24 protein-coding genes are annotated in these 25726 nt (G+C 71.7%); 11 read left to right on the top strand and 13 right to left on the bottom strand.

The features are described from left to right. Positions 1 to 38: 38 nt before the first annotated feature. Entirely contained in the window at positions 39 to 671 is a 633-nt protein-coding gene (locus OG588_RS40410) for a dihydrofolate reductase family protein (protein ID WP_405951570.1), read from the bottom strand. Between the two features lie 136 nt (positions 672 to 807). Then, on the bottom strand, positions 808 to 1623 hold the full coding sequence (locus OG588_RS40405; protein ID WP_405951569.1) for an AIM24 family protein: 816 nt from the start codon (positions 1621 to 1623) through the stop codon (positions 808 to 810). A 101-nt stretch (positions 1624 to 1724) separates the two neighbouring features. On the opposite strand from OG588_RS40405, the gene OG588_RS40400 reads away from it, so the two are divergent. Further along, the gene (locus OG588_RS40400; protein WP_405951568.1) at positions 1725 to 2471 is read left to right on the top strand and encodes an SDR family oxidoreductase; all 747 of its coding nucleotides are present in this window, start codon (positions 1725 to 1727) and stop codon (positions 2469 to 2471) included. A gap of 180 nt (positions 2472 to 2651) precedes the next feature. Here OG588_RS40400 and alc read toward each other — a convergent pair whose 3' ends face one another. Together alc and allB are read right to left on the bottom strand one after the other, a co-directional pair. Beyond that, a complete protein-coding gene (alc, locus tag OG588_RS40395) occupies positions 2652 to 3767 on the bottom strand; it encodes an allantoicase (RefSeq protein WP_405951567.1) in 1116 nt (371 codons plus the stop codon). A 46-nt stretch (positions 3768 to 3813) separates the two neighbouring features. Continuing rightward, positions 3814 to 5151 (bottom strand): allantoinase AllB, encoded by a 1338-nt coding sequence (gene allB, locus OG588_RS40390; RefSeq protein ID WP_405951566.1) that lies wholly within the window; start codon positions 5149 to 5151, stop codon positions 3814 to 3816. A gap of 283 nt (positions 5152 to 5434) precedes the next feature. Here allB and OG588_RS40385 point away from each other — a divergent pair, with 283 nt between their 5' ends. After that, positions 5435 to 6229 carry an IclR family transcriptional regulator gene (locus OG588_RS40385; protein WP_405951565.1) on the top strand — a complete coding sequence of 265 codons (795 nt, stop codon included), beginning with the start codon at positions 5435 to 5437 and terminating at the stop codon, positions 6227 to 6229. Continuing rightward, entirely contained in the window at positions 6226 to 6924 is a 699-nt protein-coding gene (locus tag OG588_RS40380; RefSeq protein ID WP_405951564.1) for a DUF6304 family protein, read from the top strand. The genes OG588_RS40385 and OG588_RS40380 overlap by 4 nt, the downstream gene beginning before the upstream one ends. A gap of 1 nt (position 6925) precedes the next feature. On the opposite strand, the gene OG588_RS40375 is transcribed toward OG588_RS40380, so the two are convergent. Further along, positions 6926 to 7246 (bottom strand): DUF5955 family protein, encoded by a 321-nt coding sequence (locus OG588_RS40375; RefSeq protein ID WP_366094845.1) that lies wholly within the window; start codon positions 7244 to 7246, stop codon positions 6926 to 6928. A 190-nt stretch (positions 7247 to 7436) separates the two neighbouring features. Here OG588_RS40375 and OG588_RS40370 point away from each other — a divergent pair, with 190 nt between their 5' ends. Then, positions 7437 to 8036, top strand: coding sequence for an NTP transferase domain-containing protein (locus OG588_RS40370; protein ID WP_405951563.1), 600 nt, complete (start codon positions 7437 to 7439; stop codon positions 8034 to 8036). Between the two features lie 187 nt (positions 8037 to 8223). Continuing rightward, a complete protein-coding gene (aceB, locus tag OG588_RS40365) occupies positions 8224 to 9846 on the top strand; it encodes a malate synthase A (protein ID WP_405951562.1) in 1623 nt (540 codons plus the stop codon). Between the two features lie 7 nt (positions 9847 to 9853). Here the strand turns inward: aceB and OG588_RS40360 are convergent, their stop codons facing one another. The 4 genes from OG588_RS40360 to OG588_RS40345 all read right to left on the bottom strand — a co-directional run bounded on the left by OG588_RS40360 (position 9854) and on the right by OG588_RS40345 (position 14610). Then, the gene (locus tag OG588_RS40360; RefSeq protein ID WP_393030494.1) at positions 9854 to 10123 is read right to left on the bottom strand and encodes a SelT/SelW/SelH family protein; all 270 of its coding nucleotides are present in this window, start codon (positions 10121 to 10123) and stop codon (positions 9854 to 9856) included. A gap of 16 nt (positions 10124 to 10139) precedes the next feature. Beyond that, on the bottom strand, positions 10140 to 11054 hold the full coding sequence (locus OG588_RS40355) for a HipA family kinase (protein ID WP_405951561.1): 915 nt from the start codon (positions 11052 to 11054) through the stop codon (positions 10140 to 10142). Between the two features lie 101 nt (positions 11055 to 11155). Continuing rightward, positions 11156 to 12394, bottom strand: a complete 1239-nt coding sequence (locus OG588_RS40350; RefSeq protein ID WP_405951560.1) for an MFS transporter — start codon at positions 12392 to 12394, stop codon at positions 11156 to 11158. Further along, positions 12391 to 14610 carry an MMPL family transporter gene (locus OG588_RS40345; RefSeq protein ID WP_405951559.1) on the bottom strand — a complete coding sequence of 740 codons (2220 nt, stop codon included), beginning with the start codon at positions 14608 to 14610 and terminating at the stop codon, positions 12391 to 12393. The genes OG588_RS40350 and OG588_RS40345 overlap by 4 nt, the downstream gene beginning before the upstream one ends. Before the next feature lie 155 nt (positions 14611 to 14765). Between OG588_RS40345 and OG588_RS40340 the strand changes: the two genes are divergently transcribed. Further along, a complete protein-coding gene (locus OG588_RS40340) occupies positions 14766 to 15368 on the top strand; it encodes a TetR/AcrR family transcriptional regulator (protein ID WP_405951558.1) in 603 nt (200 codons plus the stop codon). Here the strand turns inward: OG588_RS40340 and OG588_RS40335 are convergent. The 3 genes from OG588_RS40335 to hemH are packed head-to-tail and all read right to left on the bottom strand — an operon-like array spanning position 15341 to position 18431. Then, positions 15341 to 15904, bottom strand: a complete 564-nt coding sequence (locus tag OG588_RS40335) for an L-2-amino-thiazoline-4-carboxylic acid hydrolase (RefSeq protein ID WP_405951557.1) — start codon at positions 15902 to 15904, stop codon at positions 15341 to 15343. The genes OG588_RS40340 and OG588_RS40335 overlap by 28 nt on opposite strands. Further along, a complete protein-coding gene (gene hemG, locus OG588_RS40330; RefSeq protein ID WP_405951556.1) occupies positions 15901 to 17325 on the bottom strand; it encodes a protoporphyrinogen oxidase in 1425 nt (474 codons plus the stop codon). The genes OG588_RS40335 and hemG overlap by 4 nt, the downstream gene beginning before the upstream one ends. Next, positions 17322 to 18431: a ferrochelatase gene (gene hemH, locus OG588_RS40325; protein ID WP_405951555.1), complete on the bottom strand. Its 1110-nt coding sequence runs from the start codon at positions 18429 to 18431 to the stop codon at positions 17322 to 17324. Before hemH ends, hemG begins: the two co-directional genes overlap by 4 nt. Positions 18432 to 18555: 124 nt before the next feature. On the opposite strand from hemH, the gene hemE reads away from it, so the two are divergent. The 5 genes from hemE to hemB are packed head-to-tail and all read left to right on the top strand — an operon-like array spanning position 18556 to position 23882. Further along, entirely contained in the window at positions 18556 to 19617 is a 1062-nt protein-coding gene (gene hemE, locus OG588_RS40320; protein ID WP_405951554.1) for a uroporphyrinogen decarboxylase, read from the top strand. Then, a complete protein-coding gene (hemF, locus tag OG588_RS40315) occupies positions 19614 to 20546 on the top strand; it encodes an oxygen-dependent coproporphyrinogen oxidase (protein ID WP_405951553.1) in 933 nt (310 codons plus the stop codon). The genes hemE and hemF overlap by 4 nt, the downstream gene beginning before the upstream one ends. Further along, positions 20543 to 21841: a glutamyl-tRNA reductase gene (locus tag OG588_RS40310; protein WP_405951552.1), complete on the top strand. Its 1299-nt coding sequence runs from the start codon at positions 20543 to 20545 to the stop codon at positions 21839 to 21841. The genes hemF and OG588_RS40310 overlap by 4 nt, the downstream gene beginning before the upstream one ends. Then, complete coding sequence (gene hemC / locus OG588_RS40305; protein ID WP_405951551.1) at positions 21838 to 22878, top strand: hydroxymethylbilane synthase; 1041 nt, start codon at positions 21838 to 21840, stop codon at positions 22876 to 22878. Before OG588_RS40310 ends, hemC begins: the two co-directional genes overlap by 4 nt. After that, positions 22875 to 23882 carry a porphobilinogen synthase gene (gene hemB / locus OG588_RS40300; RefSeq protein WP_405951550.1) on the top strand — a complete coding sequence of 336 codons (1008 nt, stop codon included), beginning with the start codon at positions 22875 to 22877 and terminating at the stop codon, positions 23880 to 23882. Before hemC ends, hemB begins: the two co-directional genes overlap by 4 nt. Positions 23883 to 24060: 178 nt before the next feature. Here hemB and OG588_RS40295 read toward each other — a convergent pair whose 3' ends face one another. Further along, the gene (locus OG588_RS40295; protein ID WP_405951549.1) at positions 24061 to 25560 is read right to left on the bottom strand and encodes an IucA/IucC family protein; all 1500 of its coding nucleotides are present in this window, start codon (positions 25558 to 25560) and stop codon (positions 24061 to 24063) included. Between the last annotated feature and the right edge of the window lie 166 nt (positions 25561 to 25726).

The raw sequence follows: 25726 nt of genomic DNA, 5'->3' as shown, positions 1-25726 counted from the left end.
CACGGAACGATCACCGTACCGGCGCGGATCCCCGCTGACTAGGCGTTTCCCGCGTCCTCGTCGGCGTACGAGCCGTAGGTCGGGCGGCCCGCCAGGTCGTACGACTGGATGGAGACGCCGGTGCTGGTGACGCGCCCTCCGGTGTGCCGGAAGGCCATGGGGGCGGTGCCCTCGGGGAACAGGCGCAGGCCGCTGCCGAGCACGACCGGGAAGGTCACCAGGTGGAGCGTGTCGACGAGGCCGAGCGCGAGGAGGGACCGGACGAGGGCGCCGCTGCCGTGCACCTGGAGTTCGCCCTCGGTGCGCTCCTTGAGGTCGCTGACCTCCTTGGCGAGGTCGCCGCTGAGCACGGTGGTGCCGGCCCAGGAGGGGTCGGTGAGGGTGGCGGAGGGGACGTACTTCGGCAGGGCGTTCAGCTTGGCCGCGATCGGGTCGGCGGGGTCGGTCTTGTCCGGCCAGTACCCGGCGAAGATGTCGTAGGTACGGCGGCCGAGCAGGTAGGCGCCGGAGCGGTCGAAGACCTCGACCACGAAGCGGCCGAAGTCGTCGTCGCCGTAGACGAAACTCCAGCCGCCGTGCTCGAAGCCGCCGCGGGTGTCCTCTTCGGGGCCGCCGGGGGCTTGGTAGACGCCGTCGAGGGTGACGAAGAGGGTGGAGACGAGCTTGCCCATGTCGGGTACCTGCTTCCTGATGCGGGAGCGGATGATGTCATCAGCTCAGACCCCGTGGGGCCCCGCAACTCATCGGTCCTCGCTACGCCATCTCTCGGTCTTCGCCACGGCAACTCTCGGTCCTCGCTACGGCAGCTCAGCCCGCGTGGGTCGAGAACATGCCGCCGGTCGGGCCCTGCTTGTCGCCGCCCTGGGCCTTCTTCAGGGCGTTGGCGAGGCTCTCGATGGTGAGGGACTGGAGGATGACCCTGCCGTTGCCCTCCAGGGTGGCCAGGGACAGGCCCTCGCCGCCGAACACGGCGTTCATCAGGCCTTGGCGGTTGAGGCCGCCGATGCGCTGGACGCCGTACTGGACGCCCTCCTCGAAGGCGACGAGGCAGCCGGTGTCGACCTCGATGCGGCCGCCGAAGTCGGCCGGGTTCAGGTCGATGAAGTTGCCCGCGCCGGCGATGATCACCGTGCCGTGGCCGGTGAACTTCTCCAGGACGAAGCCCTCGCCGCCGCTCATGCCGGTGTGGCCGCCCTGGAAGGCGATGCCGAACTGGACGGTGGACTCGGCGGCCACGAAGGCGTCCTTCTCCGCGAACCACGCGCGCGTGCCGTTCAGTTCCAGTGCGCGCATCTCCCCGGGGAGCACGCCCGCGAAGCCGACGGTGCCCTCGCCGCCCTGGGAGGTGAAGTACTGGAACGCCAGCGACTCGCCGGCGAGCGCGCGCTGGCCGACCTGCATGGCGGTGCCCATGGCCTGGCGCAGGATGCCGCCCATGCCGCCGCTGCCGCCCGCGCCCTGCTGCCGGCCGCCGCTCGACGGGCCGCCGAGGCGGGTCTCCATGGTCACGTTCGTCGTCTTGAAGAGGAACTTTCCGGCCTCGCAGTACACAGTCTGGCCGGGGTTCAGGTTGACGACCGCCATCTGCATGGCGTTGCCGACGATCTCTTGCTGAAGGGTCACGAGGGGAGAACGCGGGAGGTGGCGGAATCAGTTCCGGCCGCGCGAGGTCGGCGTCCGTTCGCCGCCAGCACACGGGTGCGCCGACCGCTGGGATGGAGCCCATGACAACGACTTACGAAACCCTGAACGGCAAGGTCGCCCTGGTCACCGGCGGCAGCCGCGGCATCGGCGCGGCGACGGCACTGCGGCTGGCACGGGACGGCGCGGACGTGGCCGTCACCTACGTGGACGGCAAGGAGGCGGCCGAGGACATCGTAGGGCGGGTCGAGGCGCTGGGGCGGCGGGCGGTCGCGCTGCGCGCGGACTCCGCGGATGCCGCCGAGGCGGCGGGTGCGGTGGAGCGTACGGCGGAAGCGCTGGGCGGGCTCGATGTACTGGTGAACAACGTGGGGGTGGCTGCGCTAGGCCCGCTGGACGGGCTGTCCCTCGCCGACGTGGACCGGGTCCTGGCGGTGAACGTCCGCGGGGTTTTTCTCACCTCGCAGGCGGCTGCCGCGCGGATGGCGTCCGGCGGCCGGATCATCACGGTCGGCACCTGCATGACGCAGCGGGTGCCGGGTCCTGGCGGAACCCTCTACGCGACGAGCAAGTCCGCGCTGATCGGGCTGACCAAGGCGCTCGCCCGTGAGCTGGGCGAACGCGGGATCACGGCGAACATCGTGCACCCGGGGCCCACGGACACCGACATGAACCCGGCGGACGGGCCGTACGCGGCGGGCCAGGCTGCCATGACGGCGTTGGGACGGTTCGGGACGGCGGACGAGGTGGCGTCGATGGTCGCGTATCTGGCGGGGGCGGACTACGTCACGGGGGCGGAGTTCGCGGTGGACGGCGGACATTCGGCGTAGGCCTCCGGCGGTTGGCCGGGTACGTGCGGGTGCGTTGTGGCTCGCGTCCCTGTACGTGCAGGTGCGATGTGGCTCGCGTCCCTGGGGGCTGCGCCCCCAGACCCCGCTTCGGCCTGAAGGGCCTCGTCCTCAAACGCCGGACGGGCTGAAAATCAGCCCCTCCAGCGTTGACGGGGTGGCTCAGCCGCCCAGCTCCTGGTGCCGCGCCGCCAGCGCCGCCGCCCCCTGCTCCGTCAGCGTCCCGAACAGCCGCAGCCGTGAGATCCCCCCGTCGGGATAGATGTCCACGCGCGCGTGCGTCCCGATCGCCGGGGCGGGGAGGACGAAGCGGTGGTTCGTGTCGGGCTGGAGGCGGGTCCGCGGGAGGAGCTCCGCCCACTCACCGTCTTCTCCGTCCCGTACCGACACGGCTGCCCAGCCCGCGCTGTTGCCCTTCAGATACGCCGTGTCGATCTCCACGGCGCGGATCTGTGACTGGGCCGCCAGGCGGTAGCGGATCCAGTCGTTGCCCTGGTCGCGGCGGCGGCGGGTTTCCCAGCCGTCGTCCATCTTGCGGGAGCGGCCGGGCTGGATGGTGTTGCTCGCGGGCGAGTAGAAGAGGTTGGACGCGTCCTCGGCGGCGCCGCCGTTCTCCAGGGCGACCACGTCGAACGTGCCCAGCGCCGCCAGCCAGTTGGGGTCGGGTACGACCTCGCCGTAGACCCGGAGGCGGGCGATGCCGCCGTCGGGGTGCTGGTTGACGCGGAGGTGGGTGAAGCGTTGTTCGGTCGAGATGGAGAAACCATTCGCCGCGTGGCCGCCCACCGGCGTGCGCGGGACCAGGGGGGTCCATTTCACGTCATCGGCTACCAGGTCCTCGGGGGACGGAGAACCCGGTACCGACGTGCCCTCCACCGACACCGCCTGCGGGTAGTTGCCCCGGAAGTGGGCCGTGTCCACCACGATGCCCCTGATGACGCCGGGGGCCCCGAGGCGGACCAGTGCCCAGTCGTGGTCCTCCGCCGTCGGCCAGGGGTGGTCCGCCGAGGCTCCGCGGCGGCGGCGGGTCTCCCAGCCGTCCATGATCTTGCCCTTGTGGCCGAAGTGCTCGGGGTCGAACTCGGCGGGCCCGGGCACGAGGAGGTTCTCGCGCTGGGCGAAGAACTCGTCGTTGGCGGCGATGACACCGGCGCCCAACTGCCGGTCGGCGAGGTTGGCGTACTGGGTGAAGGGGAAGTCGGCCGTGCGGTAGTCCGCGTACGGGTCACCGCCTCCGTAGGGGTTCGCGTCGCCGGTGAAACTGGGTATCGCCGTCACAAGGTCTGCCTTTCAGACGTAGGCCGCTGCGGGTGCGGGGGGTGAATCAGGGGGTACGAGTCAGGAGTTGGCCCTTCGGGTCGGTGAACTCGCCGTCCAGCACGATGCGTTCGCCGCGCAGCCAGGTCGACTTCACGACGCCGCTGAGGGTCTTTCCGGCGTACGCCGTGACGCGGTTGCGGTGCTGGAGGGCCGCCGGGTCGACGGTGAACGTCTCGTCGGGGGCCAGGACCGCGAAGTCCGCGTCGCGGCCCGCCTCGATGGCCCCCTTCTGGTCAAGTCCCGCCAGTTCGGCCGTACTTGAGGACATCCAGCGGACCACGTCCGCCAGGTCGTGGCCGCGCCTGCGCGCTTCCGTCCACACCGCCGCCAGGCTCAGCTGAAGGCCGGAGATGCCGCCCCACGCGGTGGCGAAGTCGTCGGTCTTCAGGTCGGCGGTGGAGGGTGAGTGGTCCGTCACCACGCAGTCGATCGTGCCGTCGGCCAGCGCCTGCCACAGCAGGTCCTGGTTGGCGGACTCCCGGATGGGCGGACAGCACTTGAACTCGCTTGCGCCGTCCGGGACTTCCTCCGCCGTGAGGGTGAGGTAGTGGGGACATGTCTCGACGGTTATGCGGACACCCTCGGCCTTCGCGGCGGCGATGAGGGGGAGCGCGTCCGACGAGGACAGGTGCAGCACGTGCACGCGTGCGTTGAGGCGCTTCGCCTGCGCGATCAACCCCGCGATGGCCGTGTCCTCGGCGTCGCGCGGGCGGCTGGCGAGGAAGTCGGCGTACTTGGGGCCGCCCTGCTGCGGGGCCGCTTCGAGGTGGTGCGGATCCTCCGCGTGGACGATGAGCAGGCCGTCGAAACCGGCGATCTCGGCCAGGGACAGGGCGAGTTGGTCCTGGTCCAGGTGCGGGAACTCGTCCACGCCGGACGGGGACAGGAACGCCTTGAAGCCGAAGACACCGGCGTCGTGCAGCGGGCGCAGGTCCTTGACGTTGTCGGGCAGGGCGCCGCCCCAGAAGCCGACGTCCATGTGGGCCTTCTCCGCGGCGACTTGCTGCTTCGTACGGAGGTTGTCGACCGTCGTCGTCGGCGGGAGGGAGTTGAGCGGCATGTCGATGAGCGTGGTGATGCCGCCGGCCGCCGCCGCGCGCGTGGCGGTCCAGAAGCCCTCCCAGTGGGTGCGGCCGGGGTCGTTCACATGCACATGGGTGTCGACCAGGCCGGGCAGCAGGACGTCGTCACCGAAGTCCTCGAACCGTGCCCCGGACGGGACTTGGGCGTCGTACGGGAGGACGGCCGTGATCTTTCCCCCGGCGACCACGACCGCCGCCGCGCGTGTCCCCTCGGGAGTGATGACACGTGTGGAGCGCACCACCAGTTCAGCGTCGGACACCCGGACCCCTCTCTCTGCCGCCGTCGTCACTTCCGTTACTTCCGGGAAACGGGATTTACTTCCACGTAACGGAATTCAACGTTCTGTTGAAGGAGTCTTCACTCCCGCTCCCGTACCGTCAAGGGCACACATCTCCACGATGCGCCTCACGCGCACACTCTGGACGTTTCCACAAAGCGGAATTAAACTTCCGGCAAGCAGAACGTAGCTACGCACAGGCGGGGAGTCAACCGACCCCCGGGTAGGCTTCAGCCCTTCCCGCCCGTGCCGAAAGGAACGCGCCGTGCCGCCGTCCAGCGTGAGCAGCACCGACTCCACCAAGTCCACCACGGGCGGTGTCCAGTCCCTGGAGCGCGCCTTCGACCTGCTGGAGCGGATGGCCGACGCGGGCGGTGAGGTCGGCCTGAGCGAGCTCTCCGCGAGCAGCGGCCTGCCGCTCCCCACCATCCACCGCCTGATGCGCACGCTCGTGGTCTGCGGTTACGTCCGTCAGCAGGCGAACCGGCGGTACGCGCTCGGCCCGCGCCTGATCCGCCTCGGCGAGTCCGCGTCCCGGCTGCTCGGCACCTGGGCCCGCCCCTACCTCGCCCGGCTGGTCGAGGAGACCGGCGAGACGGCGAACATGGCGCTGCTCGACGGCGACGAGATCGTGTACGTCGCGCAGGTGCCGTCCAAGCACTCGATGCGCATGTTCACCGAGGTCGGCCGGCGCGTCCTGCCGCACTCCACCGGCGTCGGCAAGGCCCTGCTCGCCAACACCCCGGACCACGAGGTCCGCGCGCTGCTCGCCCGGACCGGCATGCCCGCGGCCACCGAGAAGACGATCACGACGCCCGACGGTTTCCTCGCGGCACTGGAGGACGTACGCCGCCTCGGCTACGCGCTCGACGACAACGAGCAGGAGATCGGCGTCCGCTGCCTCGCCGTGTCCGTGCCCAACTCCCCCACGGCGGCGGCGATTTCGATCTCCGGCCCGGCGGGCCGGGTCACCGAGTCGGCGACCGACAAGATCGTGCCGGTGCTCCAGCAGGTGGCCGGCGAACTGTCGGAGGCACTGGCCAGCCAGAACCCCGCGTGAGCGCCCCGCAGTTCTGGCCGGGCCGGTACACCGACCGGCACGGCAACGAGGCCGTCGTCTTCGAGTCGGACGGCCGGGAGTCGATCCGCACGACGATCCGGGGCGTTCGCTTCGAGGGCGACAGCATGGACGACCTCGGCGCGCTCGGCGGCGAGCCACCGGAGGCTCCGTTCACCTTCTTCGACGGGGCGTTGTGCTCCTGCCTCCTGGAGTGGGAGGTGCCGATGTCCGTCACGGTCGAGGGACAGGGCGTGCGTACGGCGGTGCTGGACTGTGCGTTGCGGCTCGGGGCGCCCGCCGGACCGGGCAGGGGCCTGGACACGGAGACGCTGACGACCACCCTGCGCCTGGACGGGCACGCGTACCGCAGCGCAGAAGGCCATGACGACTTCGAGGACGCGCTGAACGAGGTCCAGCGCCGCCTGCCGCCAGGCTCACGACTCAAGGCGTGCGTCTCGTGCGCCTGGTCCGACTACCACCCCGCCGGCCACGGACTGATGGCCGCGCTCGCGTGCTTCCGTGACGCCAAGGACCTCTACCGTCAGGTCGACGGCAAGCACGGCCCACGGGGCATCTTCAAGACCTGGCAGGAACACACCGAGTCCGTCCAGGAGACCTGGCTGTGCGAGGAGTTCGAGGACCGGGCCGGGGACACGGGCTACCGGGGACCCTTCCCGTCGCGCCCGCTGTCGTGAACTAGCCCTGCCCACCCCGGGGTTGACCGAACAGGTCCACCGCGTTGCGTACGTCCGTCAGCCCCCTCGTGAGTGCGCTCACCGAACCGATCGCACCGGCGATCAGCAGCAACGAGCGGCGCAGGCGCGGGATTTCGGGGGTGCCGTCGATGGTCATCGCGGCCAGCGCCGCGAGTTCGTCCTCGGCGATGACACGGTCGGGGAACTCGGCCGGATGCGCGGCCAGTTCGCGGCGCAACCGGGACACCGCGGTCCGCAGTTCCGCCACCCTCGGATCCTCGTCACTGCCGGTCAATGACCTCTGCCCCAAGCTCCGCAACACAGCTCTCCCCCCTCGCACGTCTTCGTGCGCAAGAACTTTGTGATCCCGCCACGCGCACCCCGCAACACTGGTCGGGCGCCGAGGGACGCGGGCCAGTAAACGCCACCCGGTGCGGGGTGCGCCACTCCACGGACCGAAATTAAGTCTGAGGATTCCCTGCGGTCGCCGCCCGGTCAGGTATGCAGGACGTATGACGCGAAACGAAGACCAGGTCGCCGGGCTGCTGCTCGCCGCGGGCGGCGGCCGGCGGCTCGGCGGGCGGCCCAAGGCACTGCTACGACACCGGGGGCGGCCCCTTGTGGAGCACGCGGTCGGGGTCCTGCGCGCGGCCGGCCTCACCCGCGTCCACGTGGTCCTGGGGGCGCAGGCCGACGCCGTACGGGAGCGGGCGGAGCTGGCCGGGTGCGTGCTCGTGGAGAACCCGGAGTGGGAGCAGGGGATGGGGTCCTCGCTGCGGGCGGGGCTCGACTCGCTCGCGGGTACGGGGGCGCGGGCGGCGCTCGTGTCGCTCGTCGACCAGCCCGGGATCGGCGCGGAGGCGGTGGCGCGGGTGCTGGCCGGGTTCACGGACGAGGACTCGCTCGTCTCGGCCGCCTACGACGGGGTACGCGGACATCCGGTGCTGTTCGGGGCCGCGCACTGGGCCGGTATCGCCGAGAGCGCGACCGGGGACCGGGGGGCGCGGGCGTACCTCAAGGCGCACGCGGACGCGGTCACGCTCGTCGAGTGCGGGGATGCGGCGGAGCCGTACGACATCGACACTGAGGCGGATCTCGTCCACCTTGAGTGAGCGGAGTGGCACTGAGCGCCACTTTGGCTTGATCCGGAGAATCTCGACGTCAACAAACCATTGAACTTCCACGATGAGGAAACTAGTATCCACTGTTCAGAAGCGCCCGACGGCCCCTCGGGTGCTCCCCGTCCCACCCGGGTCACCTGGCACCCGGTGCCTCGCTCGCTGAAGGAAGTGACAGTTCATGTCCGCACCAGCGCCGTCCTCGCCGGTCGTCGTCGACGCCGAACCCCTGCCCCGGCAGGACGAGGTCCTCACTCCCGAGGCCCTCGCCTTCGTGGCCGAGCTGCACCGCCGGTTCACGCCCCGCCGGGCCGGACTCCTCGCCCGCCGGGCCGAGCGCCGCGCGGAGATCGCCCGCACCTCCACCCTCGACTTCCTCCCGGAGACCGCCGCGATCCGCGCCGACGACTCCTGGAAGGTGGCCCCCTCCCCCGCCGCCCTGAACGACCGGCGGGTCGAGATCACCGGCCCCACCGACCGCAAGATGACGATCAACGCCCTCAACTCGGGCGCGAAGATCTGGCTCGCGGACTTCGAGGACGCCTCCGCGCCGACCTGGGAGAACGTCGTCACGGGCCAGCTCAACCTGATCGACGCCTACACCCGCGCGATCGACTTCACCGACCCCAACTCCGGTAAGTCGTACGCCCTGAAGGCCGAGGACGAGCTGGCGACCGTGGTGATGCGGCCGCGCGGCTGGCACCTCAACGAGCGGCACCTCCTGGTCGACGGCGAGCAAGTCCCGGGCGCCTTCGTGGACTTCGGGCTGTACTTCTTCCACAACGCGCAGCGGCTGCTGGACCTCGGCAAGGGTCCGTACTTCTACCTCCCGAAGACCGAGTCGCACCTCGAAGCCCGGCTGTGGAACGACGTGTTCGTCTTCGCGCAGGACTACGTCGGCGTCCCGCAGGGCACCGTCCGCGCGACCGTGCTGATCGAGACGATCACCGCCGCGTACGAGATGGAGGAGATCCTCTACGAACTCCGCGACCACGCCTCGGGGTTGAACGCGGGCCGCTGGGACTACCTGTTCTCCATCGTGAAGAACTTCCGTGACGGCGGGCCCAGGTTCGTCCTCCCGGACCGCAACGCGGTGACGATGACGGCCCCGTTCATGCGGGCGTACACCGAACTCCTCGTGCGTACCTGCCACAAGCGCGGGGCGCACGCGATCGGCGGCATGGCGGCGTTCATCCCGTCCCGTCGTGACGAGGCGGTCAACAAGGTCGCGTTCGAGAAGGTCAAAGCGGACAAGGACCGTGAGGCCGGGGACGGTTTCGACGGCTCCTGGGTGGCCCACCCGGACCTGGTGCCGATCGCCATGGCCTCCTTCGACGCGGTGCTCGGCGAGAAGCCGAACCAGAAGGACCGGCTGCGCGAGGACGTCGACGTCAAGGCCGCCGACCTGATCGCCGTCGACTCGCTGCACGCCAAGCCGACGTACCCGGGGCTCGTCAACGCCGTTCAGGTGGGCATCCGTTACATCGAGGCGTGGCTGCGCGGGCTCGGTGCGGTCGCCATCTTCAACCTGATGGAGGACGCGGCCACCGCCGAGATCTCGCGCTCGCAGATCTGGCAGTGGATCAACGCGGGCGTCGAGTTCGAGAACGGCGAGAAGGCGACTCCCGAGCTGGCGAGGAAGGTTGCCGCCGAGGAGCTGGAGAACATCCGCGCCGAGATCGGTGCGGACGCCTTCGCCGCGGGGCACTGGCAGCAGGCCCACGACCTGCTCCTGGAGGTCGCGCTGGACGACGACTACGCGGACTTCCTGACCCTGCCGGCGTACGAGCAGCTCAACGGCTGACACACCGTCATTTGTCCGAGTGGCCCAGGGACTTGTCCGGGGCCACTCGGTCGCGTACGAGCTGCTTCACGGCCGTGGGTTCCGGGAAGCCCTGCTCGCGGCGGTCCCACACGACCTCGTCGTTGACGCGGACGACGAAGACACCGCCGGTGCCGGGCTTCAGGGACAGTTCCGTCAACTCGGTCTCGAAGGTGGTCAACAGCTCCTGCGCCAGCCAGGCGGCGCGGGGCAGCCAGCGGCACTGGGTGCAGTATTCGATCTGAACTCGTTGGGTCATCCGAGTCGTCTTCCCGTCATCCGAGGTGTACCGACCAATCCTGTTCCGCCGCCGGTTTGCCGTGCAGGTCGGGGACCCGCTTGAGCCAACTCGGGCGGCCCTGCTGTGTCTTCGCCGCGCGGAGGGCATCCTCGGCGGCGCGTTCCTCCCGGCTGGGGAAGTCGGTGGGGAGCCAGGCCGCGGACGCCTTCACGCGCGCGTGGAGGTAGGCGACGTACGCCTCCCGTACGGCGTCGGGTGTGGCGAAGCCCGGTTCTTCGGCCAGCCAGGCGTCCGGCACCTCGGCCGCGATGCGGCGCAGCAGTTCCTCGGTCACCTTGGAGGCCAACTCTGCGTCGGCGGCCCGGGTTTCGGGGCTGTAGTGGCCGAGGGCGTGGTGGCGGAAGTCGTAGGCCCTCGTGGGGTCGGCGGCGTCCCAGCGGTGGTGGAAGACGAGAGCGGCGCCGTGGTCGATGAGCCACAGGCGCGGGGGTGCGATGCCGAGCGTGGGCCAGATCATCAGGTTCGAACTGTGCACCGTGCGGTCGACGTTGACGGTCAGCGCGTCGAGCCAGACGATCTTCCCGGCCTCCAGCGGGTCGACCGTGCAGCGCGCGGCGACCTCCGGGGTGAAGTCCTGGGCGCCCGGCAGATAGTCCATCCCGAGGTTCAGGCCGGCGCTCGCGCCGTGCAGGTCCCGTACTTCCTGGTGGGGCTCCTCGTCGGCGATCTCCGGGTCGAAGTGCACGAGCACCAGCTCGGGGAAGCGCAGCCCCAGGGCACGGGCCAGCTCCCCGACGATCACCTCGGCGACCAGCGCCTTGCGGCCCTGCGCGGAGCCGGTGAACTTCACGACGTACGTACCGAGGTCGTCGGCCTCGACGACTCCGGGGACGGAACCGCCGGACCGCAGGGGCTCGATGTAGCGGGTCGCGGTGACCTCTCTCAGCATCTGGTCGGGCCACCCCACTCTTCAGCCTTGCAATCCACGGGTCGGCCCCTTGGTTCCGGCCTCCGGCATGAAGTGAGCATATTAACCGAGGGTGATCGCCGTCAGTTCGGCGTGGCGTCGGCCGGTGTCGGGCGGCGGAACCACAGCAGGACCAGCGCGGCGCCCAGGACGGCCAGCAGCAGCCCGCCGGTGAGCGCCGTACGGAGGTGGCCCGGCGTCACTCCGTCGCGGAACGCCAGTCCGGCCAGGGCCGCGCCGCAGGCCGCGCCCGCCAGGCGGCCGAAGGACAGGTACGACGACGCACGGCCGTGCAGCCGCTGGGGTACGGAGTTCAGCGCCAGCCGGGACGTCGAGGGGAACAGCAGCCCGAGCCCCGAGCCGAGCAGCAGGCCGCCGGGCAGCAGCCAGGGCCCGTGCAGCGGTGTGCCGGGCAGGGCGTACCCCGCGAAGGCCATGGCACAGGCGAGGAACCCGGCGACCGCGGGCATCCGCTCGCCGAACCGGTCGGTGAGCCGCCCGGCGACCGGACCCATCGCACCGATGCACAGGGCCAGCACCATGGGGGCGAGCGCGGCCTCCAGGACGCCGTAGCCCACGGCGTCCTGGAGGTACTGCTCGATCAGGAAGAACGTGCCGATCATCGTCGCGAAGGTGAGGGCGGCGACCACGGAGGCTCCCCGTACCGCGGCTGTCGAGGGGCGCGCGCCCGGCCCCTCCCCGGCGCGCTCACGCGGCTCGGGCCCCGCCGCGGGTCGTACCCAGCGCAGTACGGAGAGGGCCGTCAGCAGGCCCAGCGGCAGCAGCGCCCACCAGTTGGCGCGCCACCCCCAGGCCTCGGTGAGGATCCCGCCCAGGAGCGGGCCCACCAGGTTGGACAGGCCCGAGGCCGCTCCCCAGATGCCCAGTGCGGTACCGCGCCGTTCGGCGGGGAAGCCGGCCACCGCGCCGGCCAGCGCGGCCGGGCTGGCGAGGCCCGCGCCCGCTCCCTGGAGCACCCGGGAGACGACGAGCACCTCGAAGGAGCCGGCCAGCGCGCCCACGAGGGTGCCCGCGCAGAACAGGGTCAGTCCGGCCAGGGCCACGGTGCCGGGACCCAACCGGTCCACGAGCCGGCCGCCGGGGAAGAGCCCGAGGGCGTACACGGCGAAGTAGGCGGTCAGCAGCCAGGACGCGGTGTGCGCGGAGATGCCGAACGCGGAGCCGACGGACGGCAGGGCCACGGTGACGATGGTGCCGTCGGCCTGGAGCAGGGCTGCGATCGCCGTGCACACGGCGAGCCGGGTCCAGGCGGTGCGGGGAACGGCGGGGCGCTCCGGGACGACGGTTTCGGATTCGGTCATGGCCGGGGTCGGCTCCTTCGCGGTCGGAGCGGGGAGGGAGGCGCCGGCGCCGCGGTCGGTGCCGTCCGCCGCGCGGGCCACCATGCCTTCTCGCCCAGCAGGTACGTGATCGCCGGTACGAGGACCACCCGCACCAGGACCGTGTCGAGCAGTACGCCCAGCGCCACGGTGAAGCCGAGCTGGAAGAGCATCACCAGGGGCAGGATCATCAGGATCGAGAAGGTGCCAGCCAGGACGAGGCCCGCGCTGGTGATCACCGAACCGGTGCTGAGCAGGGCGGTGCGCACGGCGGTGCGGGTGTCGTGGGTGCGGGCGTCCTCGCGGACCCGCGCCATGAGGAAGATGTTGTAGTCGACGCCGAGGGCGACCAGGAAGAGGAACGCGAAGGTGGGCTCCACCGGGTTGACCCCGTGCTGCCCCAGCAGGTCACGGAAGACGTAGAGCGAGATCCCGAAGGCGCCGAAGAAGGACACGATCACCGTGGCGATGAGGTACAGCGGCGCCACCACGGCGCGCAGGAGCGCCACCAGCACCACCATGATGATCGCCAGGATCAGCGGCACCAGGACGCGCAGGTCGCGGTCGGCGGCCTGCTTGGTGTCCAGTTGCACGGCAGGGTCGCCGCCCACTACGGCCCGCACCCCGGACGGCAGCCCGGAGGACAGGGCGTGGCGGATGCCCGCGACCCGGTCCAGGCCGGTGGCGTCGTACGGGTCGGTGTCCAGCACGACCTGCAGCCGGCCGGCCCGTCCGTCGGTGGAGCGCACCGGCTGTGGGGCGGCCGAGGCGATGTCGGGCACGGTACGCACCCGGGCGGCCACGCCGGTCAGATCGGCGGTACGCAGCGGACCGTCGGCGCGCTCCACGACGACCGTGAGCGGGGCCGCGGTGCCGGCCGGGAAGGCGTCGGTGAGGACTCGGTACCCGGCGGCGGACGAGGTCGGCTCGCGGAAGGCGTGCAGCAGGCTCATGTCGTCCACGGCCCGGCTCACTCCGGTCGCGCCCACGGCGAAGAACAGCAGGGTGGCGGCCGTCGCCCACCACGGCCGGCGCAGCACCGCCCCTGCCGTGCGTTCCCAGGCGCGGCGCACCGGACCGGTCGCGGGCCGCGACGATGCGGCGGTCCGGCGCAGCAGGGCCCGGTGTCCGAGGAGCACCAGCAGCGCGGGCATGAGGGTGAAGGTGGACAGCAGGACACAGGCGGTGCCGATGAGGCCGGCCGGGCCCAGCACCCGGGTGGAGCCGAGCCGGGCGGCGAACAGCGCGGACAGCGAGGCCATGACCGTGAGGCCGCTGAAGAAGATCGTGGGCCACACGCGGCGCACGGCTCGGCGCAGGGCCGGCCAGGCGGCCGGGTCCGCGGCGAGTTCCTCCTGGTAGCGGGCCGTCATCAGCAGGCAGTAGTCGGTGCCCGCGCCGAACATCAGGATCAGCATCAGGGAGGTGGCCTGGCTGTTGATCAGCAGCCCGGCGTGCGCGGCCAGCGCGTAGACGATCCCGGCGGCCAACACGTAGGCGAAGCCCACCACCACGAGGGGGACGACCGCGAGCAGCGGCGACCGGTAGACGAACAGGAGCAGCAGCAGGACGAGGGCGGCGGTCGCCGCCAGCAGCCGGAAGTCCACATCGCTGAAGACGGCGATGGCGTCCGCGCTGATCCCGGCCGGACCGGAGACGTAAGTCCGCACGCCGGACGGTGGACTCAGCGCGGCGCGCACGGCGTCGACGGTGTCGCGGACCTGGTGACCGCCGGTCGCGGTGACCGGGACGACGGTCACGGCGACCGAGCCGTCCGCCGAGACCAGCCCGGGTACCGGCCGGCCGTCGGCGGTGAAGGGGGCGGTGGGCGTCCGGGTGCCGGGGACGGCGTCGAGCCGCGCGGTCTGGGCGAGCAAGGACCTGCGGTCCGCCGCGGTCAGTCCGCCGGCCCGCCGCTGGACCACGAGTGCCGGCAGTGTGTCGCCGTCGGGGAAGCGCTGGGCGAGGAGGCGGGACACCTGCGCGGACGGCGCGGAGGCGGGCAGGAAGGCGGCGGCGTCGTTGCTCGTGACGTTCTGCAGCTTGCTCTGGAAGGGGCTCAGCAGACCCGCCGCCAGGAGCCAGGCGACGACCACGAGCCACAGCAACAGGCGGGGCCTGCCGCCGCCCGGGGAGGGCGCGGGCGGTTGCTCGGCCTTCCGACCGGGCGTGTGCCCTGTATCCGCTTCGCTCCGCACGGGCACCACCGCATTCCGGGTCTACTCTGTGGTCCAACAGAAGTGCCAGATACTAGGCCAGGCGTCAAGGCTTGGACACAGTGACCAAAGGGTTTGTGATGGAGACCGACCGACATGGAGCGAATTCCGACCGATCCGGTTCCGAATGGAGCCGGATGGTGGCCGTACACAAGGAACGGCTGCGCGTGGCCATCGGAGAGGCAGCGGTGGAGATCGCGGTCGAGAAGGGGCTGGCCGGCACCACCATGTCGAAGATCGCGGAACGCGCGGGCGTGTCCAGGGCCACGGCGTACAACTACTTCAAGGACGTCGAGCACGCCCTGCTGTCGGTGGTGAGCGACGAGGTCGACCGGTTCTACGGGCAGTTGCGTGAGCGCCTGGACGGGGTGACCGGTGCCCGGGCCGGCCTTGAGGCGTTCCTGGGGGCCCATCTGGAGTACTTCGCCCAGCCGGAGCGGCGCTCGGCGGCCCTCCAGTTGCAGGCGCTCGGCATCAGCCCCGCCATCCGGGAGCGGATGACGGCGCACACGGACCGGTTGCGCGCCCTGCTGTCGGACGTGCTGGACAGTGGCCGCCGCGAGGGTGTGATCAGCGAGCGGGTGCACCCCGACCGGCACGCCGAACTCGTCATGCACCTGTTGTCGGCCACCCGGCAACAGGTGCTGAGAGGTGACGCGCCGGTCGACGCCATCGCCGCCGATCTGCTGCTGCTGGTCGAGTCCGGGCTGTGTCAGCCGCGCCCGGAGCCGTCCGGCTGACCGTTGCCGGCCGGGCCCGCTTCCTCGGACGTGCGCGGGCGCGCGTACCGGAAGACGCACGCGTGGTGCCCCTCGGTCTGCTGTCGCAGACCTGCGATCGACAGGTGCGGGAAGGCGCGGCGGGTCGCCTCGAAGTCGAGTTCGCACAGGATCGGACGCGGCTCGTCGAGCCCGAGTTCCTCGGCGGCGGTCAGGCACATGCAGGTGCGGCAGACCTCCATGACCACGTCCTCCTCGTCCGTGGAGATGTCGACCGCCTCTTCCAGGAAGCCCATGGCCGCGAACAGGGGCAGGGCCTTGCCGAACCCCTCGGCGAGCGAGCACCCCGTGATCAGCGGCCCCATCCGGGCCGCCTGGCGCTCCGGGTAGCCGTCGAGCAGGACCTCCGTCGCCTCCTTCGGGCCGAGCTCGGCCTCCAGTTCCAGGTAGCGCCGCAGCCGGTCGCGGAGCATCCGCCGGGTCTGCTCCCGCTTGGCGTCGCCGTCACCGGCGGCCGGGTTTTCCGACGCCGTGGGGGCCTGGGTCGTGTCGGTCATGGTGCGTCTCCTTGTCCTGCGGATACGGATGGGCCGGGCGCCGCGCGGAGGGCGGCGAGCACCTCGCCCGCGGCGCGGCGGGCGTCGCGGACGCAGTCGTTGACCGCGACGCCGTGGTAGGCGCTGCCGCACAGGTGCAGACCGGGCAGCCCGGCGGCCTCGGTCAGCACCGTGCGCACGCGGTCGCCGTGACCGGGCGCGTACTGCGGGATCCCCTCGTGCCAGACATGGTCGTGCCGGAACACCGGGTCGGCCGCCGGGCCGAACAGCGCGGTGACATCACGGTGCACCGCGGCGACGGCCTCGTCGGCGGCGAGCGCGGTGAACTCCGGATCCTCGGCACCTCCCGCGAAGGCCCTCAGCAGGACCCCGTCCGGTGGTGCGCTGTCGGGAAAGACGACAGAGCCGTAGACGGCGCCGAGGATCCGGGTGGGCTCCGTCGACGCCGTCAGATGGCCGAATCCGCGCGGTACGGTCGCCAGGTCGCGGCGCCGGTAGCCGACGGACACCACCCGTACCGGCGCATACCGCACGGCGGCCAGCGTCTCCGCGGCACGCGGCAGCAGCGGCGCCAGCAGTCGCGCGGCGGCGGGTGCGGGTACGGCGACCACGACGTGGTCGGCCCGGACCGGGCCGTCGGCCGCCGTGCCGACGAGCCATCCGCCGTCCCGCCCGGGATCACGCTGCAGACCGGTCACGCGCCGCCCGGTCCGCAGCCGGTCGCCCAGTCGGCGTTCCAGGCCGTCCACCAGCACCCGCATCCCGCCGTCGGCGAAACTGGTGAGCCGGGGCGGCGGCCCGAAACGTCCGGTGGCCCGGCGCAGCCGGGTCCGCAGGGCCGCGAGCAGCAGGCTGCGCCGCCCTCGTTCGAGTTCCCGGATGCGGGGGAAGGCCGCATCCAGGCTGGTGACCCGCGGGTCGCCGGCGGTGACACCGTGGACCAGGGGCGCCGCGAGGAGTTCGGCGGTCCGGTGCCCGAACCGCCGCGCCAGGAAGCCGTACACGGTCTCCTCGTCGGTCGCCCGGCCGATCAGCGGTTCGGCCAGGACCCGGGCCTTGGCCGCCGGCGAGAGCAGCGGGCTCCTGACGAAGGCGCCCGCGCCGAGCGGCAGGGGCAACAGCCGCCCGCCGCGCAGCACGTACCGTTCCTGGGCGGCGTCCGCGGCCGGCCGGAGCCGGGGGCCGAGGCCGAGGGCGTCGGCCAGGGCGCGGGTGTCGGTGCCGTTGTCCAGGAAGCCGTTGGGCCCCAGGTCGACGGTGTAGCCGTCGGCGCGGTGGCCGGCGATCTTGCCGCCGGCGGCCGACTCCGCCTCGAACACCGTCACGTCCGTCCCCGGCCGCCCGGTGAGGAGTTCGAAGGCGACGGTCAGCCCGGTGACACCGCCACCGATGACGACGACGTGTTCCCGCGCGCCGCTCACCGCGACAGGTCCGGCGAGGGCCGCCGGTCCTCGTCGGCCGGGTTGAGGATCTCCCGGCACGCGGGGTCGACGCAGCCCGCACAGCGCAGCGCGAACTGCGGTCCGCAGACCGCCTCGGAGGCGAGATGGTCGGCCACCACCTGGGCCATGCCGTCCAGGAAGAGCGGGTCGTCATTGGGCGCGGGCGCCCGCCGGAATCTGGTGACTCCCGCCTTCTCGGCGGCCTCGGCGAATTCGATGTCTATCTCCGACAGCGTGTCCAGATGATCCGTGGTGAAAATGATTCCCACTATCAGGACATTGCGTCGCCCTTGTTTTCCGAGAGCGTGAATCACGGATTCCGTATTCGGCCCCTGCCATGTCACGGGTCCTACGTCCGCCTGAAAACACAGGGCGTGTTCATAGCTTTCTCCCAGCTCGCGCATGACATCCCGGACCGTTCCCGCCACTTCCTGCAGATAGGGATCCCCTTTGTTGATCACCCGCTGCGGAAGAGAATGAGCACTGAACAACACCACAACGTCGTCCCGCTCCGATTCCGGGAAATCCGCGAGCCCTTCGCGCACCTTCGCGGCCATGGCCTGCACATATGCCGGATGCGTCGACCAGCGGTCGATGACGCTCCAGCGGAACATCTGCGCCATCTCCAGCCGCCGGGCGGACGCCCACAGGTCATGGAGGCTGGAGCCGGTGGTGGAGCAGGAGTACTGCGGGTACTGCGAGAACGCCACGGCCCGCCGCACGCCGTCCTGCTCCATCTGCCGCAGCGCCTGCTCACTGTTCGGCTCGGTATAGCGAAAGGCCAGGTAGAAGCGGTGCGGAGCGGTCTGCGGGCTCAGCACGTCGAGCCGCTTGACCATCCCCTCACCCTGCCGGACCGTCCAGTCGTACAGCGGGGAGCCGCCGCCGATCCGGGCGTACGTCCGCTCCAGACGCGGGGTGCGCAGGCGGGCGATCAGCGGGCCCAGAGCGGACTGCACAGGCAGCTGGATGATCTCGCGGTCGGCGAACAGCTCCCGTAGAAACGGGCCGACTTCGGGCAGTGTGCGGGGACCTCCGAGGTTCATCAGGACGACGCCGGTAGGACTCGGATTCTTGTGTTCCATTTATCGGTCCACCCCCAATCCCGAGTGATCCTAGACTCGGCCTTGACACTCAAACAAGACCCCTTACAGACTGTCTACGGTATAAATCCGAGGACACTCAAATAACGGGGGCTGAGCATTCGGGATGAGTATTTTCCTCGACGCCGCTTCGGGTAAGGACACCCAGCGGGCGCCTATTTGGATCATGCGTCAGGCCGGCCGATACCTGTCCGAATACAATGCATTCAAAGAGCGGTACACCTTCTGGGAGATGTGCCGAAATCCCGAGGTCACGGCCGAGATCACGCTGCTGCCCGTACGGCGGTTCCCGCTCGACGCGGCCATACTTTTCAGCGACATCATGACGCCGCTGGCCGACATGGGAGCGGAGATCGAGTTCGCGCCCGGTCCGGTCGTCGCCCACCCGGTGCGCACCCTCGCCGACGTCCGGCGCCTGCGGGTCCCGGGTCCCGAGGGCACCGCGCCCTTCGTCGCCGACGCCGTACGCGCCGTACGCGAGCAGTGCCCGGTGCCGCTCATCGGCTTCGCCGGAGCACCGCTGACCCTGGCCACCTACCTGGTCGACGCGGGCGGCTCCGCCGACGGCCACGCCGGCTTCCGGGTCTGGCTGCACGCCCAGCCGGAGGCCGCCCGTCTGCTGCTCGACCGGCTCACCGACGTGACCATCGACTATCTGCGGATGCAGATCGCCGCCGGTGTGCAGACCGTGCAGCTCTTCGACAGCTGGGCCGGCATCCACGACCCCGCCGTCTACGCCGAGTTCGGCCTGCCGCACGCCCGACGGGTGCTGGCCGCCCTCGACGACCTCGCGGTGCCGCGCATCTACTTCGCGGTGGGCGCGCACCACCTGCTCGACCAGATCGCCGGCCTGCCCGCCGAGGTCGTCGGGGTGGACTGGCGGACCCCGCTGTCGGTGGCCCGCCGGGCGCTGCCCGGCCGGACGCTCCAGGGCAACCTCGACCCGGCCGTTCTCGTCTCCCGACCCGACGCCCTCGCCGACCGGGCCCGTGCCGTGCTGCGGGAGGGTCTCGGCGGAGCGCACATCTTCAACCTCGGCCACGGCATCCGCCCGGACACGCCGGTCGACCACGTACAGCGCCTCGTCGAGACGGTGCACGCGTTCGACCGGCACGCGGAAGCCGACAAGGACAAGGAAGTCGACAAGGACAAGAAGGTGTCCGCATGACGACCCATCGCGACCAGGTACTGGCGCTGATGCTCGACGCCCAGGCCGCGCTCATCCAGGCCTTCGAGGAGTGCGACGGCGAGTCCCGCTTCACCGTGCGGGACTGGGAACGGCCCGGCGGCGGGGGCGGCTGGGCCCGGATATCGGAAGGCGGCCCGGTGTTCGAGCGCGCCGGGGTCAACGTCTCGGCGGTGCACGGGGACCGGGTGCCGTCCTCGATCAGCGACCGGCAGGACATCGACCCCGACGCCGGGTTCTTCGCCACCGGCCTGTCCACCGTGCTGCACCCGCGCAACCCCTGGGTGCCCGCCTTCCACGCGAACTTCCGCTACTTCGAGGTCGGTGAGGGTCAGGAGATCTGGTGGTTCGGCGGCGGCGCCGACATGACGCCCTCATACGGTTTCGCGGAGGACGCCTCGCACCTCCACCAGACCCTCAAGGACTGCTGCGACACATTCGATCCGGACTTCTACCCGCAGGCGAAGAAGAGCTGCGACGAGTACTTCTACCTGCCCCACCGGGGGGAGACCCGAGGCGTCGGCGGCATCTTCTTCGACCGGCTGCACCCCGAGGGACCCGACGGCTGGGACCGTGCCTACCGGTTGGTCGAGCGCGGCCTGAACTCCCTGGTCCCCGCCTACCTGCCGATCGTCCGGCAGCGCGCGCACACCGCCTACGGCGAACGCGAGCGGCAGTGGCAACTGCTGCGCCGCGGACGGTACGTGGAGTTCAACCTCATCCACGATCGCGGCACCCAGTTCGGGCTGCAGAGCCGGGGCAACACCGAGGCCATCCTGATGTCGCTGCCGCCGCTGGCGTCCTGGAGCTTCGACGTCACTCCGCAGCCGGGCAGCGAGGAGGAACGTCTCGCCGAGTTCCTGCGGCCACGGGACTGGCTCGCCGCCAGGTCGGGCGGGCCCGTGCGATGACCGTCGTCGTCACCGGAGTGAGCCACCACACCGCCGGGCCGTCGGTACTCGAACGGTTCGCACTGACGGCACCCGAGGCCGACACGCTGCTCGACCGGCTGGCCCACTCCCCCGCCCAGGCCGAGACCGTCGTACTGGCCACCTGCAACCGCGTCGAGGTCTACCTGGAGTCCGAGCAGCCCGAACGCGCCGTCGGCGAGGTCGTCCGCGCGCTGAGCGAGGTCACCGGTGTCCTGGCCGACGACGTCCGCACCCTCATCTACACCCACCGCGGCCCCGACGCCGTAGGGCACCTCTTCCGGGTCGTGTGCGGCCTGGACTCGATGGCGCTGGGCGAGTCCCAGATCCGCGGCCAGGCGCGCGCCGCCTACGGTCGTGCCGTCGGCCGCAACACCGCCGGCCCGGTGCTGCACGACCTGTTCCAGCAGGCGCTGCGCACCGGAAAACGGGTGGAGAGCACCACGGGAGTCGGCCGGGCCGCCGCCGACCTGGTCGGTGTCGCGCTGGACGCGGCGACCGACCACCTCGGCGCCCTCTCCGGCAGCCCTGCCGTGGTCGTCGGCGCCGGTGCGCTCGGCGCGCTGAGCGTGGCCGCGCTGCGCCGCGCCGGGGCGGAGGACGTCGTCGTCGTCAACCGCGGCCGCGAGGCCGCCCACCGGCTCGCCGAGCGCCACGCGGCGCGCGCCGCCGGACTGGGCGACCTGCCGGGGCTGCTCGCCCGCGCCGGCCTCGTCGTCGCGGCCACCGGAGCGCGGGAACCGATCGTCACCGCGGACCTGGTCAGAGCCGCCCGGGCCGACGGGAGCGGCGACACGGTCGTCTTCGTGGACCTGTCGCTGCCGCGCAGTGTCGACCCCGCCGTGGCCCGGCAGCCCGGCGTCCGACTGGTCGACCTGGCCGCCCTGGAGCCCCGGTTGAAGGAGGCCTCGGCCCAGGTGCCGGTACGGGAGGCGCAGCGCATCGTCGCCGAGGAGACGGCCGCCTTCCTCTCCGGGTCGCACCTGGCCAAGGTGACTCCGCTCATCGTCGCCATGCGCGAGAACGCGCTGACCATCGCGCAGGCCGAGGTCGCCCGGCTGCTCGGCCGGACACCGGAACTGGCCGACCACGAGCGCGGTGAGGTGGAGCAGACCGCCCGCCGCATCGCCGAGAAGATCGTCCACCGGCCCACGGTCCGGGTCCGCGAGATGGCCGCGCAACCCGGCGGACACGCCTACGTCGCGGTCCTGCACGACCTGTTCGGCGGGGCGCAGCAGCCGCCGCCGGAGTCCACGACGGGAAGGGAGACGCCATGACAGCCGGCACCCCGGCCACCTTCGGCCGGACCGTGACGCGCGACGGCCCCGCTCGCACGCTGCGCATGGGCACCCGGCACAGTGCCCTTGCCCTGGCCCAGTCCGCCGCCTTCGCCGACGACCTCAGCGGGGTCACCGGCGCCCGGGTGGACACGGTCGGCATCACCACCGAGGGCGACACCAACCGAGCGGCCATCACGACGATGGGCAGCACCGGCGTCTTCGTGCAGGCGGTGCGGGCCGCCCTGCTCGCCGGTGAGATCGACTTCGCCGTCCACTCGTACAAGGACCTGCCCACCGCCGTGCCGGAGGGGCTCGTGGTGGCCGCCGTACCCGCTCGCGAGGATCCGCGTGACGCCCTGGTCACCTTCGACGGACGCCCGCTGCACCGGCTGCCCTCCGGCGCCCGGGTCGGCACGGGCTCACCGCGCCGGGCCGGGCAGTTGGCCACGCTGCACCCCGGGATCGTGGTGCTGCCGCTGCGTGGCAACGTGGACACCCGACTGGGCCGGGTGCGCGACGGAGACCTGGACGCGGTGGTGCTCGCCGCGGCGGGCCTGTCCCGGCTGGGCCGGCTCGGCGAGGCGGCCGAACTGTTCGCCACCGACCGGCTGGTGCCGGCGCCCGCGCAGGGCGCGCTCGCGGTTGAGTGCCGCGCGGACGACACCGAACTCGCCCTGCTGCTCGGCGCGTTGGACGACCGGCCCAGCCGGGCGGCGGTGGCGGCCGAACGGGCGGTGCTGGCCGAACTGGAGGCCGGGTGCAGCGCGCCGATCGGCGCCCACGCCCTGCACGCCGGAACTCCCCGGCGGCCGGTGCTCGACCTGTGCGCCGTCATCACGTCCTTGGACGGCACCCGGCGCACCTTCCGCCGCACCACGGCGTCCCTCGATCCGCACGAGGCCGCCGCCGCGGGCCGAGACCTGGCCCGCGTACTGCGCAAGGACCACGCGTCCGACGACGCGCGAGCGACACCGGAGAGCGCGCTCGCGGACGGAACCGATCGGGTACGGCGCTACGGGGGCGAGGACCGATGAACGGACGACCTGGGACGGCCGACGGCGCGCACCACCTCGTCGAACGGCCCCGGCGGCTGCGCCGCACCCCGGCGCTGCGCGACCTCGTCGCCGAAACCCGTTGGCACCCGGGCCAGTTGGTGCTTCCGCTGTTCGTCAAGGAGGGCATCGACGAGCCCGCCCCGATCGCCTCGATGCCCGGCGTGGTGCAGCACAGCCTGCCGTCGCTGCGCAAGGCGGCGCGGGAGGCGGTGGCCGCCGGGGTGGGCGGGCTGATGCTGTTCGCCGTACCGGAGCACAAGGACGCCACGGGCTACCAGGCGCTCGCCCCGGACGGCATCCTCCAGCGGGCGCTGCGCGAGACCGCGGCGGAGGTCGGGGACGCGACGGTGCTGATGAGCGATGTGTGCCTCGACGAGTTCACCGACCACGGCCACTGCGGTGTCCTCACGCCGGACGGCCGGGTGGACAACGACGCCACGCTGGAACGCTATGCCGCCATGGCGGTGCTGCATGCCGACGCCGGCGTCCACTGTGTCGGCCTGAGCGGCATGATGGACGGTCAGGTGGGCGCGGTCCGCAGGGCCCTGGACGGGGCCGGGCACCAGGAGGTGTCGATCGTGGCGTACACCGCGAAGTACGCCTCGGCCTTCTACGGCCCGTTCCGTGACGCCGTCGAGTGCGACCTGCACGGCGGCAACCGCAACGCGTACCAGATGGACGCCCGCAACAGCACCGAGGCGCTGCGCGAACTCGCCCTGGACGAGGCCGAGGGCGCGGACATCGTCATGGTGAAACCCGCGCTGACCTGCCTGGACGTCCTGCACACCGTCGCCGCCCACGCGCGCGTGCCGGTGGCCGCGTACCAGATCTCCGGCGAGTACGCGATGCTGGAGGCCGCCGCGGCACACGGCTGGATCGACCGGGAACGTGCCATCGCCGAGACCCTCACGTCCATCCACCGGGCCGGCGCGGACATCATCCTCACCTACTGGGCGGTCGAGGCGGCCCGCTGGAGGACCTGACGGCGCGACACCGAGGTTCGGGCCCGCGCCCCGGTGCGGTTCCCGAACCTCCTGGTGGGGTTGGTCCGAGGGTCGCGGGGGATGACCCCGGCCTTGGTGGACGGCCGCCGGCGCCTCGGCCGGGCCGGCTAGCCCTGCGGGTCGGCGTCCACGACGGGCGCGGTGTGGACGGTTCCGCTCACCTCGCCAGCGGGTTCGGCAACGGCAGATAGCGGGCGTCCGCGCCGTCCGCGCCGGTCCAGCGCAGCAGCAGGTTCGTCTTGCCGGGCAGAGTGGGTGAGGCGAGGAGTTCGGCTGCCTCGGGGAGGTCGTGCCGGGCGAGTTCGGCGCGAACCAAGGGCCACGGGTCCAGCTCCGGGTGGCGCTCGGCGAGGACTCCGGCGATCTCGACAAGGTTGTTGACGACCAGGCAGTACACCAGCCGCTCCCATCCGGCGGCCCGGTCCACGTCCGTCAGCAGCTTCACGCCCTCCGCGTCCCGGTACAGCGCCTGCGCGGGCATCCCGTCCGCGTCGACGGCGACCAGCGTGTTCTGCAGATGCGCTTCGAGTACGACGCCGTGGTCGGCGAACGCCGTGAGCGCGGGCGGTACGACCTGGCGCAGATACGCCTCCCACCAGGCCGCGGGGTCGGCCGTACCGTCGAGCGGGTCGCCCGCGAAGCCCTCGACCAGGCCCGCGGCGAGCAGCGGGGTCGTGCCGGGCAGGAGGCGGTCGCGCAGGCCGTCGCGGACCAGGACGGCGAGTTCCTCGAAGGCGAAGTCGGCGGTGCGGTAGCCGCGGTCGCTCAGCCAGGCCGCCGGGCCGGCCGTCGCGGCGAAGGCGTCCCGGACGGCCGTGTCGGTGCGCAGGAGTTTCAGCAGGTCGTGGCGCCAGAGTCGGCGTACGTCGTTGGTGATGCGCACATCGAGGCTGAACTTGAGGAACAGGTCCTCGACAGGGCCGTAGACCGTGCGGATCGCGGCCGTCGGCCACACCTCCGTCCCGGTCGTGCCGAGCCGGATCAACCGGCCGTCGGCGAACGCGTCCGCGAGGCCGGTGCCGACGAGGTCCAGCTGCCAGGGGTGCGCGGGCAGCAGCCGATAACCGGGCGGGGCCACCCCGAAGGCGTCCAGCGCCGAGACGTCCCCCTCCTCGACCACCGCGTCCTCGCGCAGCCCGAGCAGCACCAGCGGGAAACGGGCGTACGCCTCCGGGGCGTAGGGCAGCCAGCCCGCGACGGGGCCGCCGCCGCGGGCCTTGGGCGCGGGATGGTAGGGATGGCCGGTGATCAAGGACTGTTCGGAGCGGAGATACGGGTCGTCCGGCGCCGTCGCCCCCTCGCGCGCGGTGAGCAGCGCGGCGACCGCGTCACGGCTGTCGGTCATCTCGGCGGGCAGCTCGTGGTTGGACACCCCGGTGTGCCGGGTCAGTTCCTCGGCCACGAGTTTCACGAGTTCGGTGTGGTCGACGCGCCGCCAGTCGCCGTCCGCGTACACCTCGGGCTCGGCGGGCCGCCGCTCGCCGCGGACCCGCAGCAGCCGGCCGCTGCCCGGCAGCCGGTACACGTGTCGCTCCCCCGGGTCCGGGAGCGGCTGGGCCACTTCCCGGAGCAGACAGTTGAGCAGGGGCGCGGCCGCGTACGCGTCGGCACGCTCCGCCACGTCGTCGCCCGGGGGTGTGAAGTCGACGCGATCCATTCGTTCCTTAAGTCCGTGTCCTGCGATCGCGATCAGTATGTCTCTCGTCGCACAGTGTCCCGCCGCCCCGTCTCTCGCCCGTCCGTCTCTCGCCCCTCCGTCTTTCCCCGCTCCGTCTCTCGTCGTCACCGACCATGACGCCCCGTCCGCACCCGAGGAGTCGACC

This window comes from Streptomyces prunicolor (assembly GCF_045162825.1).
Classification (GTDB): domain Bacteria; phylum Actinomycetota; class Actinomycetes; order Streptomycetales; family Streptomycetaceae; genus Streptomyces; species Streptomyces prunicolor.
Note: the sequence above shows the minus strand (reverse complement) of the source record. Positions and strands in the feature narration are given on the sequence as shown.